15 protein-coding genes and 2 pseudogenes are annotated in these 17,718 nt (G+C 65.1%); 10 read left to right on the forward strand and 7 right to left on the reverse strand.

The genetic code is table 11. The features are described 5' to 3' along the window. Window positions 1-420 precede the first annotated feature (420 nt). Window positions 421-540 (reverse strand): annotated as a pseudogene (locus tag GSE44_RS23615) (IS3 family transposase); the annotation flags it as partial. Between the two features lie 276 nt (window positions 541-816). Here GSE44_RS23615 and GSE44_RS23620 point away from each other — a divergent pair. Beyond that, on the forward strand, window positions 817-3,621 hold the full coding sequence (locus tag GSE44_RS23620; protein ID WP_159351290.1) for a PAS domain-containing protein: 2,805 nt from the start codon (window positions 817-819) through the stop codon (window positions 3,619-3,621). Continuing rightward, window positions 3,618-4,001, forward strand: a complete 384-nt coding sequence (locus GSE44_RS23625; protein WP_159351291.1) for a response regulator — start codon at window positions 3,618-3,620, stop codon at window positions 3,999-4,001. Before GSE44_RS23620 ends, GSE44_RS23625 begins: the two co-directional genes overlap by 4 nt. 294 nt (window positions 4,002-4,295) lie before the next feature. Here GSE44_RS23625 and uvsE read toward each other — a convergent pair whose 3' ends face one another. Continuing rightward, window positions 4,296-5,243 (reverse strand): UV DNA damage repair endonuclease UvsE, encoded by a 948-nt coding sequence (gene uvsE, locus GSE44_RS23630; protein ID WP_268893696.1) that lies wholly within the window; start codon window positions 5,241-5,243, stop codon window positions 4,296-4,298. Between the two features lie 118 nt (window positions 5,244-5,361). On the opposite strand from uvsE, the gene GSE44_RS26605 reads away from it, so the two are divergent. Further along, complete coding sequence (locus tag GSE44_RS26605) at window positions 5,362-5,517, forward strand: hypothetical protein (protein WP_408015154.1); 156 nt, start codon at window positions 5,362-5,364, stop codon at window positions 5,515-5,517. Beyond that, complete coding sequence (locus GSE44_RS23635) at window positions 5,490-5,630, forward strand: hypothetical protein (protein ID WP_159351292.1); 141 nt, start codon at window positions 5,490-5,492, stop codon at window positions 5,628-5,630. The genes GSE44_RS26605 and GSE44_RS23635 overlap by 28 nt, the downstream gene beginning before the upstream one ends. Window positions 5,631-5,634: 4 nt before the next feature. On the opposite strand, the gene GSE44_RS23640 is transcribed toward GSE44_RS23635, so the two are convergent. The 3 genes and pseudogenes from GSE44_RS23640 to GSE44_RS26615 all read right to left on the reverse strand — a co-directional run. Further along, a complete protein-coding gene (locus GSE44_RS23640) occupies window positions 5,635-6,402 on the reverse strand; it encodes a DUF3891 family protein (protein ID WP_159351293.1) in 768 nt (255 codons plus the stop codon). Between the two features lie 358 nt (window positions 6,403-6,760). Beyond that, complete coding sequence (locus tag GSE44_RS26610; protein WP_408015155.1) at window positions 6,761-7,282, reverse strand: transposase; 522 nt, start codon at window positions 7,280-7,282, stop codon at window positions 6,761-6,763. Between the two features lie 14 nt (window positions 7,283-7,296). After that, window positions 7,297-7,628, reverse strand: a pseudogene (locus tag GSE44_RS26615) (transposase); the annotation flags it as partial. A 289-nt stretch (window positions 7,629-7,917) separates the two neighbouring features. On the opposite strand from GSE44_RS26615, the gene GSE44_RS23650 reads away from it, so the two are divergent. Both GSE44_RS23650 and GSE44_RS23655 read left to right on the forward strand, forming a co-directional pair. Beyond that, window positions 7,918-9,162, forward strand: a complete 1,245-nt coding sequence (locus GSE44_RS23650; RefSeq protein WP_159351294.1) for a glycosyltransferase — start codon at window positions 7,918-7,920, stop codon at window positions 9,160-9,162. A 447-nt stretch (window positions 9,163-9,609) separates the two neighbouring features. Then, window positions 9,610-11,190 carry a serine hydrolase gene (locus tag GSE44_RS23655; RefSeq protein ID WP_159351295.1) on the forward strand — a complete coding sequence of 527 codons (1,581 nt, stop codon included), beginning with the start codon at window positions 9,610-9,612 and terminating at the stop codon, window positions 11,188-11,190. Between the two features lie 441 nt (window positions 11,191-11,631). Here the strand turns inward: GSE44_RS23655 and GSE44_RS23660 are convergent, their stop codons facing one another. After that, window positions 11,632-12,537, reverse strand: coding sequence for an AraC family transcriptional regulator (locus GSE44_RS23660; RefSeq protein ID WP_159351296.1), 906 nt, complete (start codon window positions 12,535-12,537; stop codon window positions 11,632-11,634). Between the two features lie 162 nt (window positions 12,538-12,699). On the opposite strand from GSE44_RS23660, the gene GSE44_RS26620 reads away from it, so the two are divergent. From GSE44_RS26620 to GSE44_RS23680, 4 genes are all read left to right on the forward strand, one after another. Continuing rightward, on the forward strand, window positions 12,700-12,963 hold the full coding sequence (locus GSE44_RS26620) for an aminoglycoside phosphotransferase family protein (RefSeq protein WP_159351297.1): 264 nt from the start codon (window positions 12,700-12,702) through the stop codon (window positions 12,961-12,963). A 73-nt stretch (window positions 12,964-13,036) separates the two neighbouring features. Next, window positions 13,037-14,536, forward strand: a complete 1,500-nt coding sequence (istA, locus tag GSE44_RS23670) for an IS21 family transposase (RefSeq protein ID WP_159351298.1) — start codon at window positions 13,037-13,039, stop codon at window positions 14,534-14,536. Further along, entirely contained in the window at window positions 14,533-15,264 is a 732-nt protein-coding gene (gene istB / locus GSE44_RS23675) for an IS21-like element helper ATPase IstB (protein WP_328799104.1), read from the forward strand. The genes istA and istB overlap by 4 nt, the downstream gene beginning before the upstream one ends. A 288-nt stretch (window positions 15,265-15,552) precedes the next feature. Beyond that, window positions 15,553-15,762 (forward strand): hypothetical protein, encoded by a 210-nt coding sequence (locus GSE44_RS23680; RefSeq protein ID WP_159351299.1) that lies wholly within the window; start codon window positions 15,553-15,555, stop codon window positions 15,760-15,762. An 876-nt stretch (window positions 15,763-16,638) separates the two neighbouring features. On the opposite strand, the gene GSE44_RS23685 is transcribed toward GSE44_RS23680, so the two are convergent. Further along, on the reverse strand, window positions 16,639-17,484 hold the full coding sequence (locus GSE44_RS23685; RefSeq protein ID WP_201306220.1) for a putative bifunctional diguanylate cyclase/phosphodiesterase: 846 nt from the start codon (window positions 17,482-17,484) through the stop codon (window positions 16,639-16,641). Window positions 17,485-17,718: the final 234 nt, after the last annotated feature.

Consider the following 17,718-nt stretch of genomic DNA (forward strand, 5'->3'; position numbering starts at 1 on the left):
CCTCGCCGTCCCGGCCAGCCTCCGCCACACAGACGGCGATCGTCGCCTTGTGCACGTCCAGCCCGACAAAAGTGATAGTCTCTCCCACGGCCCGTCTCCTGTGCTGAGGCAAGGCGCCGACACACCCGGCGCAACCCTCGTCATTCCTGCACAGTTCGAGGCGGGCCACCCCCGCCTCAGACGGACATCTGGTCTAGGGATTGGCGGATTCCGGGAAGAAATCATTATTTCTAGTCCGGTCGATTAGTCCGCGTAATGCGGCGCCGAGCGGCTTTGTTGCACGGATCAGTTGGAGGTGAGGGTGAGGCGAGGTACGGGACGCGCCCTGCAGCTTTGATCTCGGATGCCGCCGTGCCGTTAAGGGCTGTGTCAGCATTCGCGCCCGAAGCGGCGTAATCGGCCGGGCGGGCCTGCACTGGCCACTTCGGTGACCCCGATCGCCCGGATCGCCTCCGCCACAGCCTGCCCCTGCGGCACCAGGACCTCCACCTGCCGCAGTTCCTTCACGACCTCCTCAGGCTTGCGTCTCTTGCTCGCCATCTCGGTCCTCCTTCGGCTCAAAGCCATATCTCAGGACGGACCACTTCAGTGGGGGATCAACGCGGAGCGCGGCCGGGGCTGGCTGATCCGGCCTCTCCGTCTTGCAATTCCTGCCGGCGGAACGGGCGGGCGCCAAGCGCGTTTAGGGCTTCAGTCCAACAACTCGCCCCGGCCGAACTGACTCATGTCGCGATCTGACGTTCCCTACTCCGTTACGAGGAGGGCTCCGCCCCGATCGCGGCTTCCCCACCCACTCCGGCGTCCAAAGGCTTCTCGATGAACGATTTTATTCACGCTGGAAGCGTCGCGCAGCCAACCGAGACGGCACTGCGCGACAGTGAGGCCTTCCTTCGCTCCGTTCTCGACGGCAACACCGACTGCCTCAAGGTGCTGGACCCGCAGGGTCGCATCGAGTTCATGAATGCCAATGGGCGCTGCCTGATGGAGATCGAAGACTTCGATGCCATCAAGGGGAGGGAGTGGGCTCAACTTTGGCCTGAGGAGGCTCGGGCGCAGATCGAGGAAGCAACTGCCACGGCACTCGCCGGCTCCCCTGCCCGCTTCGAGGCCTTCTGCCCCACGGCGAAGGGATCTCCGAGATGGTGGGATGTGGCTGTCTCCCCGATCAGAGACGCGGCCGGTCGGGTGACGCGCATCATCTCCGCCTCCCGCGACATCACCGAACGGAGGGCCACGCTGGCGGCTCTGGCGGAGAGCGAGGCCCGCATACGCGGCCTGTTTGCTCGCATGGGCGAGGGATTCTTCCTGGGTGAGATTCTGCGCGACCCTGGGACCGGAGCCATAGCGGATTTCCGGTTCCTGGAGGCGAACCCGGCCTTCGAAACGCAGACTGGCCTTCCCGTTTCCGAGGTCCTGGGCCGCCCCGCACGGGATGTGGTGCCCAATCTGCCGGACTGGTTGTTCGAAACCTACGCACGTGTCGCGGAAACGGGTGTGCCTGAGCGGTTCGAGCTTCATGTTCCGGACCTTGGCGGGCGCTGGTACCAGGCACGCGCGCATCAGGCTGAAGGAGATGGCCGCTTCGCCGCCCTTTTCATGGACGTGACTGAGCACAAGCAGGCCGAGGAGGCGCTACGGCGGCAACTTCATCTGACCGAAGCCATCACCAACAACGCGGCGGCGTCCCTCTTCATCATGGACGAGCAGCAGCGCTGCGCCTTCATGAACCCGGCAGCCGAGGAGCTCACCGGCTTCAGCCTGGCCGAGGCAAAGGGCCGTATCCTCCACGACGTCATCCACCATACTCACCCGGACGGCTCACCCTTCCCTCTGGAAGACTGCCCCATCGACCGGGCCTTCCCTGATCGCATGCGCGTCCAGGGCGAGGAGGTGTTCGTCCATAAGGACGGGCACTTCTATACCGTCGCCTTCACCGCGAGCCCGATGCTGGAAAACGGCGTTCCCGTCGGCACCGTCATCGAGGCGCAGGATATCACCGAGCGGAAGCGCACCGAGCAGGCGCTCGCCGCGGCAAAGGAGGCCGCAGAGGAGGCTAACCGGGCGAAGAGCCAATTCATTGCGAACATGAGCCACGAGTTGCGCACGCCGCTTTCGGCCGTGATCGGCTATTCTGAAATGTTGGAAGAGGAGGCCGCCGACATTGAGGGCGGAGAGGTCCTGACCAAGGACCTCCAGAAGATCGGATCGAACGCCCGTCACCTTCTCTCGTTGATCAACGACGTGCTTGACCTCTCCAAGATCGAAGCCGGCAAGATGGAGGTACAGCCAGAGGAGTTCGACACCTCAAAGCTCGTTCAGGAGGCGGCCAACACCATCCATGCTCTCGTTGCGAGCAAGGAGAACTCTCTTGAGATCGACCTCGCACCCGACCTCGGAGAGATGTATTCGGACCCCCTCAAAATCCGTCAATGCCTGATCAACCTTTTGTCGAACGCCGCCAAGTTCACCGAGCGTGGGCGGATCACAGCCAAGGCTGAGCGCATGCGCGATGACGCCGGCTACCATTGGGTGGAGTTCAGCGTTGCCGACACAGGGATCGGAATGACGCCGGAGCAGATGAGCCGGCTCTTCACCCGTTTCACCCAGGCCGACAGTTCGACTACCCGGCGCTTTGGCGGCACTGGGCTGGGCCTTTCCATCAGCAAGGCGTTTTGCAGCATGCTGGGCGGCGACATTGCCGTCGACAGTTTGCCCGGGCAGGGAACCACCTTCCGGATCCGACTACCGGCGGATCTTCGGCAAGTCCGGACACCGGAGGACGAGCCCGCGGTTGGCGTGGGTGAGGCCGCCATGGAGGAGCACTCCCTGGAGGAGGGCGCGGCCGGACTTGTGCTGGTGGTGGACGACGACGCAGCGACGCGGGATCTGCTGGCCCGCTTTCTCCGGCGCGAGGGGTTTGCGGTAAGGACGGCCGCTGACGGCGAGAAAGGGCTGCGCATGGCCCGTAAGCTCCGGCCCACCGCCGTGCTCCTGGACGTGATGATGCCGCAAATGGATGGCTGGTCTGTGCTCTCGGCGCTGAAAGCTGATCCGGAGCTTGGTGAAATCCCGGTCCTTATGGTGACTGTCATGCAGGAGAAGGGTTTGGCCTTTTCCCTTGGGGCGGCCGACTACCTGACCAAACCGGTAGAGTGGTGGCGCCTGAAGCGGTCGCTTGACCGGTATCGCCCACAGACCTGCCCCGGTTGCGCGCTGGTGGTAGAGGCAGACGTCGCCTCCCGCAGCGAGCTGCGCCGGCTGCTGGAGGCCGAGGGATGGATGGCCACCGAAGTTGGCGACATCCCTGCCGCCAAGCGCCATCTGGAAGAAGCTACCTCGCCGCCAGGGTTGGTGCTTGTCGCCGTTCAACCACCAGGGGACGAAGCCTTCACTCTCATCCAGGCACTGCATCGGCAGCCGAAGTGGCGCAACGTTCCTGTCGTTGCCATCGTCGGCCGGCAGATGGGTGCCGAGGAGCTCGGGCGGCTGCGCGACCAGGTCCGCCGAGTTCTCCCGGCGGAGGCGGATCTACCGGTCGAATTGGCGGCAGAGCTACGTCGCCTCGCTGCACGGTGTTCGCCTCTAACCCCGAAGGCCGAAGGAAAGGGGGAGCCGCCGTGACCAAAATTCTGCTGGTCGAAGACACGGAGGACATTCGCGACTTCCTTGCTCGCCGGCTGCGCCGTCGCGGCTTCGAGGTGGAGTTGGCGCAGGATGGTGAGGCTGGAGTGAAGGCGGCACGGGACCGCTGCCCTGAAATCATCTTGCTCGACATGAGCATGCCCGTGAAGGACGGCTGGACTGCTGCGCGCGAGATGCGGGCGGATCCAGCTACGGCGTCCATTCCAATCATCGCACTCACCGCGCATGCCTTGGCAGGCGACCAGGAAAAGTCGCTCGCCGCAGGCTGCAATGACTACCATCCAAAGCCCGTCGAACTCCCGCGGCTGCTGGAGCAGATCGAGACCCTCCTGGTGAGGCGAGGCCGGGCTAAATCCTGACCTGTCCAACTACTCCAAGCTGAAGCCGAACTTGTTGGCGCCGCAAGGGAATATTCAGGATCGCTGTCCGTTTCGGCAGTGCTTTCGCAGCATGAAGCAGGTGGACGCCAGGCGCAGGAAGACCGGGGCCTCGCGGGTCGGGCATTCCTAGTCCCGCCAGTCCGGGCGCGATCTGCGCATGTCAGGCGGGGGAGCCCAGCGCAGGCGACGTTCCCCTCCCTTGTTCCGCCTCGCTCGGCCGAGACGGATGGCTGGAACAAAGCCGCCCCGAGAATGGCTTCCTGGCAGGCATCTCTAGCTTTCCTCGCGAGGGGCCTCCCCGCTATGCTCTTCCTGCTCTAGGAATTCTTGCTCCTCTGCTTCGAAAACTGGCGCCTTAACCGGCTCCACCCCGAAACGCTGCGACACATCCGGGCCGTAGCGCAGCAGATCCGGGCGTAGGCGGATCAGCGCCAGATCCTTCACCTTGGCCTCCAGCATCACGTCGAAGGTGAGCCCCTCCGCAATCCGCATGAAGGCGATGAACTCAAACGGGCTACAGCAGTCCGCGTGGCCGGTGTTTACCGGCACGACGCGCACGGTTTTCAACTTGCGCGTCCCTTTCTCCTTGCGCTTGAGCTCCCGCATTTCTGTGCGTGGGGAGGAGAAATGAACTTTTGGCCGCTGACCATCAGGCCAGGTCCGGATTACTCGCTCGAGCGAATCCCGCATGTCGATCCTGTCCGGCTTCAGACACCAGAAGTGCTGGTGGTCAAATATCAGCCGTACACTCGTCTGTTCGTGAATCCACAGGATATCGGAAACGGAGAAGCGGATATCGTCGTGCTCCAGCACCAGGCGGCGCCGCACGTGCTCCGGCAGCTTGTTGTGCCAGGTCTCGACCCAACGTGCGTTGGCGGCGGCACGGTCGCCGAAAGTTCCACCCACATGGATCACCATGACAGCCTCGGGTCCGAGCTCCATGCGATCCAGCATCTCCGCCTGCGAGTTCAGGTCCCAGACGCTCTTGTCCACCAGTCTCGCGTCGGGACTGTTAAGCACGACAAACTGGGAGGGATGAAAGCTCAGCCGAATGCCGAGTTTTGTCGCCTTTGCGCCAAAGGACCGCAACTCGGCACCGCTGTCACGCACCATTGAATGGAACTGAGGCATGTCGGGATGCGCGGCATAGGGCGCCAGGTCGGAGGACAGGCGGTACATTCGGATGTCGTGGCGGTCGAGATAGTCCAGTGCCCGGCCCACGTGCTCCAGCGAGACCTTCGCGCCCGGCCCGGACAGTCAGATGGCTCAGGAGCCTCCCGGAACGCGGATGTGGCCTCTGTCGGCTTGATACCGAGGGTTCCCACATAACCTCGCGGCGCTGCACGACGCGGTCTGGCACGGGCATTTGGAAGCGGCGGAGGCTCTGGTCGAGGCCGGCGCCCGCCTGGATCTGAGGACGCATGCGGGGCCGACGCCGTGGGGGCTCGCGCAAATGGACCGCGCAGCATGTTCCTGCGGCTTCAGACTGAGATGAACTGGCAAGACATGTTCCATCAGTTCAACGACGACTACCGTGAGGAGGATCTGCGGGCGCGGCAGGCTGCGACGCTGGCGGAGGCGCCGCCGACGGTGACGCCGGTCGTTTGATCCGTCAGGCCGGAACCAGGGTCTCGGCCAGCGTGCTCCAGACTGCGTCGCGCAGATCGCGGCGCATCGCCTCCTCGTCGGTCCAGCGGGTTTCGGCGGGAAGGCGGATCGCCTCGCAGCGCATCGTCAGCGTGCTGTCGCGAAAGGGCCACGGGTCCAGCGACCAGCGAGAGGTACCCTGCCGCACAAGCTTCATCTTGCGAGTGCTGCCATCCTCCATCGGGGCCTCCCCGGCCTTGTCCGGATCGGCGAAGCAGAGAGCGAGGGAGAGGGCGTCGGTTACCGCGATGAGGGCGGAGTTCCGCTCCACCTGATCCGGCGTCGCGCCGAGCTTGGCAGTCCAGTCCGCCTGGAGCGCGCCCTCCTTGGCAGCGTTGCGGTCGATCGCGGCGTGGTCGTCCGGTGGCAGGCGCTCCGGATTCATGTACTGCGTGTAGATCCGCGTACCGTGCAGGGAGATGAGCAGGGCGGGCCAGAGGCCCCAGGCGGCGCGAGCCATTTCCACGCCCCGCGCCCACATGGGAGCATGGACCGCCGCGCCTAGCTTGGTGAAGGCGTGGGGCAGGCCTGTCTCCGGATCCAGGGTTGGGGCGGTCTCCCAGGACAACCAAGCGATGTCGTGCTGCCCGGCGGCGAGGATCACCTCGGGCGCCGGGTCCGGCCGCGCGAAGCCGGGGGCGCCCCAGGCGGCGATCATCTGGCCCGAGAGCAAGGCGTGGGAGGGCTGGGGGATGAGGAGGCGGGTGCCGTCCTCCGGGCTTCGCAGGATCATGCAGCGTCAACGCACGAGCGGGGATTCGAGACACGGCGTTCTTAGTCTGCCGGGCTTGGGTATCCGGCAGCAGGGGCCAGCCGGGCTCGGCGTTATCATCCGCTCGGAATCGGACGTCGTCGACGATCTCAGGGTCGGGAGGCTGGTGCCGCTGCTGGCGGGCTGGCGCCCGCCCGCAGCGGATGTCGTGGCGTCGTGACGCGCACGGGGTGGACCGTGCGGCCGGAGCGGCTTCTCGAGATGCTGCCAAGCCGACGTTCGGTTCGCGCCTATTCTGTTGAGAAAGTAGGCGAGAGGCAGGCCAGGGCTCGGCGGCTTCGATGGCGAACTGGCGGGAGGCAGGACGGATTGGATGTCCTCAGGCCGGGAGCGGCTCTGGCATTGGGATCAGCTTCGCCATTTTCCTGAGGTTCTGGGCCGTGGCGGCCAGGTGGAACTCGTCCCGGGCGCCGTTGGAACCTCGTAGGCGGAGCCGGTCGAGCTTCAGGATGCGTTTGAGATGGGCGAACAGCATCTCGATTTTCTTGCCCTGTCGTTTGGAGGCGCGCGCCTCCTGGCTGCCCATGATCTCGCGGGCCATGTCAGGGGCGCCCTCGAACCTTGATCGTGGGATCTTGTGGGCCGGCGCATTTGGGAAGCACCTCCCCTTGGGGCGGCAGGCCCGACGGTCGTAGGTGCTTGCCCGGTAGAGCAGGGTCGTCTCGTCATTCACCAACCTGCCATTGGCGGCAAGCATCTTCCCAGCGGTGCAGAAATAGACGTCGCCGGCGTGGTCGAAGGTGAAGTCGCTGCGCTGGAAGGTGCCGCCCCGGCGGGCTGACCTGTCGGAGACACTGACATGGGGCTCGATGCCCTGCTCATAGGCGAGCCAACCGAGCATGGCGGCTGAACCGTAGTGGAGTGGTCCAGCACCCGGCCATCGAGCCCCAGGCGACAGAACCATCGGTACGCCAGGTTGAGGTTAACCTCATCGCACAGGCGCCGCTCGGAGCGTATCCGGAAGCAATAGCCGACGATCAGCATCCGGATCATCACCTCTGGGTCTACGGATGTTCGACCCGTCGAGCTGTAGAACGGGGCCAGCTGCTGGCGAAGTGCTGCTGGCGAAGTTCGGACAGGTCAACGAAGCGGTCGATGGACCGCAGGAGGTGGCTCGTCGGCACGTGGCGCTCGATCGAGAACTCATAGAACAGGGCTGCCTGCTCGACTTGCCGCGGTCCCATCATGGTCCCTTTCCCCTGCTGCTGCACATGAGGGAGTCAGCAGAAGCCGGCTCAATCAACAGCCGAGTTTTTCATCGGAACACGCCCATTCCGGACGCTGATGTTGCTCCACGTCTTCCTGAAGCGGACATCATTACCTGTCTGGCTCTGTTAACGGCCGTAAGGGAATCCGGACCTTCCCCCACGGCGTCTCGAACAGCCGCCGACGTGCGGCCAGGACTGAGCCGGGTTGACAGAATGGATAGTCCCCGGCGGGCTGAAAACCGGGCGAGGCGGGTGAGGAGCCATCGGAATGCGCATCGCTATGCAAACGCTCGGCACGCGGGGGGACGTTCAGCCCTATCTGGCACTCGCGCTTGGGCTGACCCGCAGGGGTTACGAGGTGCAAATCGCCGCTCCGGTCCAGTTCGAGGGGATGATCGCCGGGTACAGCCTCCGGTTCGCACCTCTTCCCGGCGAGTTCCTGGCGTTGATGAATTCGCCTCTGGGCAAGGCTGCCATAGCGGGAGGCCGAGGCTTCAACGCCGGGCTAAAGCTCCTGCGCGAGGTGTATCCGCTGATGCGTGGTCTGCTGGATGCCGAGTGGACGGCCGTAAGATCCTTCGCGCCCGACCTCATCCTCCATCATCCCAAGTCGGTAGCCGCGCCACACATCGCCGAGGCCCTTTCCTGCCTCCATGTCCTGGCTTCTCCGCTGCCGGGCTTCACGCCGACCTCCGCCTTCCCCAGCCCGATATTGCCTTTCGCGTCGCTCGGTCCGCTTAACCGCGCCAGCCATGCGCTGGCGATCAAGGGCGCACAGGTCTTGTTCGCCAACTCCATCCGGGCATGGAGAGAGGAGGTGCTGGGCCTTTCGGGCCGCGGCAGCCGTCCGGTCCGATCTTCTGGAACACTCTACGCCTACAGCCCGCATGTCGTTCCGGTTCCGCAGGATTGGGACAGTGACGTCCTCGTCAGCGGCTACTGGTTCCTTGATGCGCCTGACTGGCGCCCGCCCTACGCTTTGGCGGCTTTTCTTGAATCCGGCGAGCCGCCGGTCTATGTCGGCTTCGGCAGCATGCCGGGGCTGGATCCGCAGCGGATGACCGGGATCGTTCTCGATGCGCTTGCCAGGACCGGGAAACGCGGGCTGCTCGTGAGCGGCGGCGGCGCGCTGCTGGCGGAGAACCTGCCTCCTCATGTCCAACTGATTACTGAAGCTCCGCACGACAGGCTGCTTCCGTTCGTCTCGGCGGTCATTCACCACGGCGGCGCCGGTACAACGGCCGCCTCGCTCCGCGCGGGTAAGCCCACCACGATCTGCCCCTTTTTCGGCGACCAGCCATTCTGGGCTAGGCGCATCGCGGAGCTCGGCGTTGGTCCACCCTCCCTTGATCGAAGAACCCTGTCGGCAGACCGTCTCGCGGCTGCGATGGTGGCGATGGACAACCAGGCAATGCGCGAACGCGCCCGCGTCATGGGCGCCCTAATCCGCGCGGAGAATGGCATTGCAGCGGCAGTGAGCTTCGTCGAAAAAAGGTTGTCCGATCACGGCTAGCGCGTGCGGGTCGATGTGAATGTCACCTGTGGGTCGGGATCTGCCGGACCTGACCTGCCGCCCGACGGCCGGTTCCCTGGAGGCTATGCCGGAAAGCGGCCAGTCCGTTCCCGGCCAGGTCCCGCCCTTCCACCAAGCGTCCATTCATGTCATCCAAACCTCGCAAGCAGCGTCTCAGAGGTGGACATCGCCGTTAGCGCTTCGGCTGAGGTGCTCGGCACACCTCGCGGCTTTCTGCACTGCAGCGCCACCGTCCCATCCGTCCGCGCTGGGAGGAAGGCAGGGTCTGCCCGCAGCTCTTGACCTCGGCAACATGGACGTCCTTGAGCCCGTTCGGAAACGCATCTCTTTCTGCCCTGCTGAACCTGTGCTCCCGTGCCGACACCTTTCGCTGAACAGCGTGCGGCATCCACGCGATTGCTCGCGCATTCCTGGGAGAAGCATCCGGTGAGCGTCCCTCTTCTCTTCCGTCGCATGCCGACGGTGGCGGTGTTCTGCATCAGCGTGGCTGGGACGGGCTTGGCGCAGCCGGCCTACATCCAATTGGGCGCCACGCCCCCCGAGGATGCGGCGCGCCTCGCGCCCGGAGGTCTTGAGCGGGCGCTGGAGACCTTGCCGGAGATCGCCACCGGCATTCTGCGCCGGAGCGGCGTGCCCGGCGCGGCGGTGGCCGTGGTGCATGGCGGGCAAACTGTCTTTTCGGCTGGCTTCGGCGTCAGGGAGGTCGGCAAGGGTGCAGCAGTGGAGCCCGGGACCGTCTTCCAGGTCGCCTCACTCTCCAAGCCGATCACCGCGACAATCGTGGCGTCGCAGGTTGCCGCCGGTGTCGTGTCCTGGGACGACCCCGCTGTGCAATACCTGAGCGGCTTGCGGCTGAGCGACCCTTACGTCACCGCCCATGCGACCATCGGGGATTTCCTGGCCCACCGCACAGGCTTGCCGGAAGCCATCGGGGATGAGCTGGAGGATCTCGGTTACGGACGCAGCGACATCATCGAGCGCCTGCGCTTGGTGCCGCTCGATCCGTTCCGCAGGTCCTACCACTACGCCAATTTCGGCTTCACGATCGGTGCCGAGGCCGTTGCCGCGGCATCCGGGGAGGGATGGGAAGAACTGGCGGAGCGCGTGCTCTACCGGCCACTGGGAATGCGGTGGACGAGTTCCCGGCACGCGGATTTCCTGGCCCGCGACAACAGGGCGGTGCTGCATGTGCTGGAGGATGGACGTTTCCAGCCGCTCTACGACCGCAACCCCGATGCGCAGTCGCCGGCGGGCGGCGTGTCCTCCAACGTGCTAGACTTGGCTGAGTGGATGAAGCTGCTGTTGCGGCGGGACCGCCGGGGCCAACGGCCTTTGCTGACCGAGCAGGCGTTGCGACCTGCCTTGCAGCCCCAGGCCGCGAACGCGCCGCCTCAATCCCTGGCATCGCGGCCTGGCTTCTACGGCTACGGCTTCAATGTCGGGGTGCGTGCCGGTGGACGGACGGCCATGAGCCATTCCGGTGCCTTCCTGGTCGGGGCGGGTACAAGCTTCCAGATGATACCCTCGGCCGATCTTGGCGTTGTCGTGCTGACCAATGGCGGGCCGGTCGGCGCGGCGGAGGCCATAACGGCGACGGTTGTGGATATGGTGGAATTCGGTGCTCCGACCCGCGACTGGTTCGGCACCTATAATGGGCTGATGAAGGGGATGTACGCCCCTGTCGGGGATCTGGTGGGGGCCGCGCCGCCAGCGTCGCCGCAACCTGCCCTGCCAGCGGAAGCCTATGTCGGGCGCTATGAGAATGCCTATTTCGGCCAGGCTGAGATCGTAGCCGAACAGGGCGACGTGACGCTCATTCTGGGTCCCCGCGGGCTGCGATTTCCGCTGTCGCACTGGGATGCTAACGTCTTCTCGCTTGCCGCCAATAGTGAGAATGCGCCCAAGGGGTCCCTGTCCTCAGTCCGTTTCGATCAGGAGGAAGAAAGGGTGACAGCCTTCACCATCGACTTCCTCAATGACCAAGGGATGGGAAGCTGGCGGCGCTGACCGGCCGGCGGGGCAGGCCTCGCGGTACTTCGGCGTCCCTCTGGCGCGTACATGGGCATGCAAGAAGGCGCGCCGGACCGAGATCCTGTGCGGGAGGTGCCCAGAAGGGCATCTGGCACCGGCCTCCTACCGTGGCTTTGGCTCAGTTGGCCTATGGCATCGTGGTGTTCGCGGAGAGCACCGTGACGCTCGAGCAGATGCATCGCGGTAGCCTCGTGCTCTGCCAGTGAGAATGGTCATGCGGTTCGGGTTCTGGTTCGGCGGGCTAGACGGACCGGCGCGCGATAGAGGCGCGCATGCCGATCACAGACTCCGCCGCTGCGGCGGGAGAAAAAGGCGAGGCAGGTCCAATGTGCTGAGCACCCATTTCGGTCACCTGCACATTTCTGAAGACGACCCGTAAGCGGACCTTCCTTGGTGCAGCCAAGCCCATTGATGCAGCTACGCGGCCACCCCTGTGCTGCCCGACTGCTGGAGGTGGCGGAAAATGCGCGCTGCGTCCTTCGCTGGAGGAGCACCGAAGAAGCGGGCATACTCACGGCTGAACTGGGTCGCGCTTTCATATCCAACGTCGAAGGCCATGTCGCTCGCCTTCAGGCCGCCGCTGACCAGCAGCAGCCGTGCCTGAAGCAGGCGGATGCGCTTCTGGAATTGGACCGGGCTGAGCGCCGCGGCGCTCTTGAAGTGGCGGTGGAAGGCGGAAGGGCTCATCGCAGCGAGGGTAGCGAGCGCCTCCACCAGCAGCGGCTCCGCGAAGTGCTGACGGATCCACTGGATGGCAAGGTTGATCCGCGCCAGCGCGGTGCTGCGCGTGGCGATGTCCCGGAGCAGCGCCGCATGTGGCCCTTGCAGCACGCGGTAGAGGATCTCACGTTCGTATGCGGGGGCCAGTGCTGGGATGTCGCCAAGCCGGTCCATCAGGCGCAACATGCGGACCCAGGCATCCAGCAGTTCGGGCGTCACCGCGGCCACCGAGAAGCCCGCCATCGGCGCCTGTGCCGCCGGTGAGGGCAGATCCGTGAGCAGGGTAGCGATCACCTTCGGATCGAGCGTGCGGCTGACCGCAAGGTAGGGCGCACCCGAGACGCTGGGATGCACGGCTCCAGCCGCAGGCAGATCGACTGACATTACGAAGTAGGTCGCCGGGTCGTAGTGCAGGGTTTGGCTGCCGACCGTCATTGACTTACTGCCTTGCAGGATCAGGTTGACCATGGGGCCGTAACAGGCGGCGAGTTCATGCTCGGGCACCTGCCCCTGAACCATCGCGACGCGCGGGATGCCCGTCTCCGTCTTGCGGTTCCCGGCCCGCGCGGTCAGGGCACGTAGTTCAGCCAGTTGCTGTTCCATGCCCTGTTCTATGACCTGCCCTACGGGAGGCGGCCCATCGTTTGTGAAATGGGCGTCGGGCGACGAATGTCTGCTGTCCACCCCATCCAGTACAGCCCCGGCCGATGCCGCAGCCGCGGCAGGTGACCCGCAGCAGTCATACGTCCATGCTATGCTTGCCAGATGTTCGAACCCTACTTGACCTGCTGGGGCTTGATCCCCGACGGCGACCCAATCACCACACCGGCCGCTCGACTGTTGCCTGTGGTGCGGGGTGGCGAACCGGCCATGCTCAAGTTGTCCCACGAAAAGGACGAACGCCTCGGCGGCGTGCTTATGGCGTGGTGGAATGGAGAGGGTGCGGCGCGGGTTCTCGCCCGAGACGATGTGGCCCTCCTGCTGGAACGTGTGAATAGGCGTGGAATAGGGACCCCGTTAGCGGGGTGATCGGCGTCCAAACGGGACCCCTCTGACGGTGGGGTTCACGGTGGCTCTCGTGGTGAACGGGGGCCGGATTGGGATGCTGGTTGTGGAGACGGTGGCGCGGATCCGGCGGGCCCATTTCGTCCAGGGCAAATCGATCAAGCTGATCTGCCGCGAGCTGGGTATCTCGCGGAAGGTGGTCCGCAAGGTTCTGCGGTCGGACGCGACGGAGTTCCGTTACGAGCGCGAGGCGCAGCTGCTTCCCCGGATTGGCCCCTGGCAGGAGGAGTTGGACCGGCTGCTGGCCTCCAACGAGGCAAAGCCCAGCCGCGAGCGGCTGACCTTGATCCGGGTGTTCGAGGCGTTACGCGGGTTGGGCTATGCGGGCGGCTACGATGCGGTACGGCGGTATGCCCGGAGCTGGGGGCGCGAGCAGGCGGCGACAACGGTGGACGCCTATGTGCCGCTGAGCTTCGCGCCGGGCGAGGCGTATCAGTTCGACTGGAGCCACGAGGTCGTGCTGATCGGTGGCACGACGGTGACCGTGAAAGTCGCGCACCTGCGGCTGTGCCACAGCCGGATGTTGTTCGTCCGCGCCTACCCCCGCGAGAGCCAGGAGATGGTGTTCGACGCGCACGATAGGGGCTTTGCCTTCTTCAGGGGCGCCTGCACGCGCGGGATCTACGACAACATGAAAACCGCGGTGGATGCGATCTTTGTCGGTCGCGCACGGGCCTATAACCGCCGGTTCCTGCAGATGTGCAGCCACTACCTGGTCGATCCGGCGGCGTGCACTCCGGCATCGGGATGGGAGAAGGGTCAGGTCGAGAACCAGGTCTGCCTCGTGCGCGAGCGGTTCTTCACGCCGCGGCTGCGGGTGAGGAGCTACGAGGAGCTAAACGCCTGGCTGCTGGACCAGTGTGTCGCTTATGCGCGGGCGCACCGGCATCCGGAGGTCCGGGACCAGACGATCTGGACCATGTTCGAGGCGGAGCGCTCGAACCTGGTGCCGTATGGCGGGCCTTTCGACGGGTTCCACGCCGTGCCCGCCTCGGTGTCCAAAACCTGCCTCGTCCGGTTCGACAACAACAAGTACTCGGTGTCGGCGCATGCGGTCGGGCGGCCGGTGGAGATCCGGGCCTATGCCGAGCGGATCGAGCTGCGCCAGGACGGCCGCCTGGTGGGCGAGCACCGGCGCTCGTTCGGGCGGGACCAGACGGTGTTCGACCCCTGGCACTACGTGCCGGTGCTGGCCCGCAAGCCGGGCGCGCTCAGGAACGGGGCGCCTTTCAAGGACTGGCTGCTCCCAACCGGGCTGGAGCGGATCCGCCGCAAGCTGGCGGGGACCGCGGACGGGGACCGGCAGATGGTCGGCATCCTGGCCGCAGTGCTGAGCGACGGCTTGGCGGCAGTGGAGGCCGCCTGCCTTGAGGCCCTGCGCGAGGGCGTCCACTCCGCCGACGTCGTCCTGAACATCCTGGCCCGGCAGCGTGAGCCCGTGGCCCCCCTGACCATCATGGCCCCCGAGGCGCTCCAGCTGCGGCAGGCGCCGGTGGCCGACTGCGCCCGATACGACACCCTGAGGAGAGCCGTATGATGGAGCGTTCCGAGATCCTGACCGCCATGGCGGAGCTGAAGCTCTACGGCATGAAGGCGGCGTTCGACGAAATCATCGGCACGGCGGTCAAGCGCCAGCACGAGCCCATTCGCATCGTCGGCGACCTGCTGACGGCCGAGATCTCCGAGAAGCAGGCCCGCTCGATCCGCTACCAGATCACGATCGCCAAACTGCCGCTCGCCAATGAGGTGGACGACTTTGCCTTTGACGGCACGCCCATCAACGAGACCCTGGTGCGCGATCTCGCCGCCGGGGAGTTCCTCGCCCACCAGCGCAATGTCGTCTTGGTTGGTGGCACCGGCACCGGCAAGACCCATTTGGCCATCGCGATCGCCCGGGCCTGCATCCGAGGCGGGGCGCGTGGCCGCTACTTCAACGTGGTCGACTTGGTGAACCGCCTCGAGGCCGAAGGACGCACGGGCCGACAGGGCCGTATGGCGGACTATCTCGGCCGCATGGACTTCATCGTCCTCGACGAACTCGGCTACCTGCCGTTCGCCCAGTCCGGGGGACAGCTGCTGTTCCACCTCGTCAGCCGCCTCTACGAGCAGACCTCCGTCATCGTCACCACCAATCTTGCCTTTGGCGAATGGCCCAGCGTGTTCGGGGACGCCAAAATGACCACCGCCCTCCTCGACCGCCTCACCCACCACTGCGACATCGTCGAGACCGGCAACGAGAGCTGGCGGTTCAAAAACCGCCTCTAATCCGCGAACACGCGCGCATCCACCACGCCAAATCAGGGGGTCCCTTTTGGGCGCCGATCCGGGGTCCCGATTGCGCGCCGATTGACAGCTTCGACGGCCACGTCTCGTCACGCACTGCCATTTCCAGTGCTGTCCATCCGCCAAAACCCGATCCGGCCAGCATCGCCTTCTGGAGGCCGAGTTCGCGCGAAAGATCGAGGTAGAAATAGGCCAGGTCGTCGACGGAGGAGAGGCCGTTCGGTCGGGTGGAGAGGCCGAAGCCCGGATGGCTGGGGCGATAACGCGGAGATGGCGCGCCAGGGCCTTGAGGTGCCGCGTGCCATAGGCATCCACGGCTTCCCCGCCATGCAGGTAGAGCATCTGCGGACCCGTGCCGCCTTCGAGGATGTCGAGGTCCACCCCGCCGCTGTGCAGGGAACACCGCCGCAATTGGGTACTCATGCCGTTCCTCCCTGGTTCGGCATTTCCTTTAACGAGCGGTTCGGCTGCCCGGCATAGTCAAAAGCGAGAAGCCTGTTTGCGATGGATGCGCCCGAGGTTCAGGGAAGGGCGGTGGGCGTCGCCATCAGCTGATGAGGAGCAGGGCCGGCGATGGCCCGCCGCATCAAGGCCCGGCCATGGCGGCCTGGAGCCGGCTGCCCCGTGCAGCCGGTAGGTCCGTGCCGCCGTGCCGAAGAGGTAGGTCCGCGCCGCCGTGCCGAAGAAAAGATCGGCGCGCTCGCCGGCGCCACAGCCGGTGGTCAGCCGCTTGTAGGCGTTCTTGAGGGTCCGATAGCCTGGAGTGCTCCCCATCAGACCGGACAGGTGACTGGGGCGGACGACTGGCTGGCGATGAACTCACAAGGTGAGAGCATGCGCAGTTGAGCAGTCTCCTCGACCAGCCGGACCTTCGCGGCGGCACTGTAGCGCCTCCGGTGCTCGCGGCCGGTGATAATTTCGGCGTGCTCGACGGGATTGGTAGGCGTATGCCTAGGCTTGAGCCTAGGCCCTCAGTTTACGCTACCTGCCCGGTCTGATGGGGAGCACTCCACGGAGGCTTTAGCAAGTTCATCGCGGCATCAAAGGCCGCATCCGATGCATGCGCGGCTTCAAGTACTTCACCTCAGCGGAGCGCTTCTGTCGCAGCCACGACGAACTCCGCGACCATCTCCGCCCTTGCGCCCGCCACAACCAGCGTGTTCCCACCAACCACCGTCGCGCGCTTCATCTCCGTCGTGCGGCAACCGTGCTCGCCATCCTCAAGCCGGGATAGGCCGACATGTCAGCCCGCGTGTGACGGCGTCTCCGGCTCGAGCGCTGACAAAACCGAAGCCACGTGATTATCTGAGGTGAACGCGGCTCTGCATGTCGCACCGCAGATGGCAGTGTCACTGCTCAGAGTGGGCCGGTGCCGGGTTCCGCGCGAGGTGCGTACGGACCTTCTCGGCACCAGCTTGTAAAGTTCTCCGGCGCCATAGGGCGCCCGATGAGGTAGCCCTGCGCTTCGTCGCAAGACAAACCTTCGATGATATCCAGTATCTGCTTGGTCTCTACGCCTTCTGCAACGACGCGATAACCGAGATCGTGCGACAGCGCGATCATTGCCGAGACAAGCGAACGCGCGCGTTCGTCTTCTGCCAGATCGCGCACGAACGACTGATCGATCTTGACCACTTTGGTGGGCAGGCGCTGCAGGTAGGAAAGGCTGCTGTATCCCGTTCCGAAATCGTCAATGGCTAAACGCACTCCGGCGCCAGCGAGAGTTTCAAGAGCCGAGAGCGCCGGCCCCGCGTGTTCCATCACAGCGGTCTCGGTGATCTCGATCTCAAGGCAACTGGCCTCCAACGAATGCTCAACCAAGCTCTCTACCACGCGGCCCGCGAAGTCGGGTTCCAGGAGGTTAGATGCCGACACGTTCATTGAGATTTTCAGGTCCAGGCCAGCCCCGCGCCACGCCGCGATCTGCTTCAGGACGGTACCGAGCACCCAGGCGGTTGCTTCCCTGGCCTTTGAGGTCTGCTCGATGATCGGCATGAACTCGCCCGGCGAAATATCGCCGAGGCTCGGATGCCTCCACCGGAGCAAGGCCTCCGCGCCGCCGCAGGCACGTGAGCCAATGTCGATCCGCGGCTGGTACACGAGCCTCAGCTGATCCCTCGACGTTAAGGCGGCGCTGAAGTCGTTGAGAAGACTGAAGCGACGTTGGTGCGCCGCATCCTCGGTCGAGGAGTAAACGCTCACTCTGGTTTCCATGCGGCGCGCGTCCTGCGCGGCACTATGGGCTCTCCGGAGCACGTCGCGGGGCTTGGCCTCGCCCAGCGCAAATGGGGCAACGCCGGCCACCATGTTAGGGTCTGTGACTGGACTGCCTGACAAGCCCTTTCGGCGCTGATCTGGTCTGCGGACGCGCCAGCTTGGACGTTCTCAGGGGTTTCAGGGTGGCACGGTCATGACCAGGACGAGCCTGGACGACGC

The organism is Muricoccus harenae, assembly GCF_009848505.1.
Taxonomy (GTDB): domain Bacteria; phylum Pseudomonadota; class Alphaproteobacteria; order Acetobacterales; family Acetobacteraceae; genus Roseomonas; species Roseomonas harenae.

Coding starts and splice junctions, on each gene's coding strand:
- GSE44_RS23620 (WP_159351290.1), top strand. CDS start 817: ATGAACGATTTTATTCACGCTGGAAGCGTCGCGCAGCCAACCGAGACG.
- GSE44_RS23635 (WP_159351292.1), top strand. CDS start 5,490: ATGTTCCTGCGGCTTCAGACTGAGATGAACTGGCAAGACATGTTCCAT.
- GSE44_RS23640 (WP_159351293.1), bottom strand. CDS start 6,402: ATGATCCTGCGAAGCCCGGAGGACGGCACCCGCCTCCTCATCCCCCAG.
- GSE44_RS26610 (WP_408015155.1), bottom strand. CDS start 7,282: ATGCTCGGTTGGCTCGCCTATGAGCAGGGCATCGAGCCCCATGTCAGT.
- GSE44_RS23650 (WP_159351294.1), top strand. CDS start 7,918: ATGCGCATCGCTATGCAAACGCTCGGCACGCGGGGGGACGTTCAGCCC.
- GSE44_RS23660 (WP_159351296.1), bottom strand. CDS start 12,537: ATGGAACAGCAACTGGCTGAACTACGTGCCCTGACCGCGCGGGCCGGG.
- GSE44_RS26620 (WP_159351297.1), top strand. CDS start 12,700: ATGTTCGAACCCTACTTGACCTGCTGGGGCTTGATCCCCGACGGCGAC.
- istA (WP_159351298.1), top strand. CDS start 13,037: ATGCTGGTTGTGGAGACGGTGGCGCGGATCCGGCGGGCCCATTTCGTC.
- istB (WP_328799104.1), top strand. CDS start 14,533: ATGATGGAGCGTTCCGAGATCCTGACCGCCATGGCGGAGCTGAAGCTC.
- GSE44_RS23680 (WP_159351299.1), top strand. CDS start 15,553: ATGGCGCGCCAGGGCCTTGAGGTGCCGCGTGCCATAGGCATCCACGGC.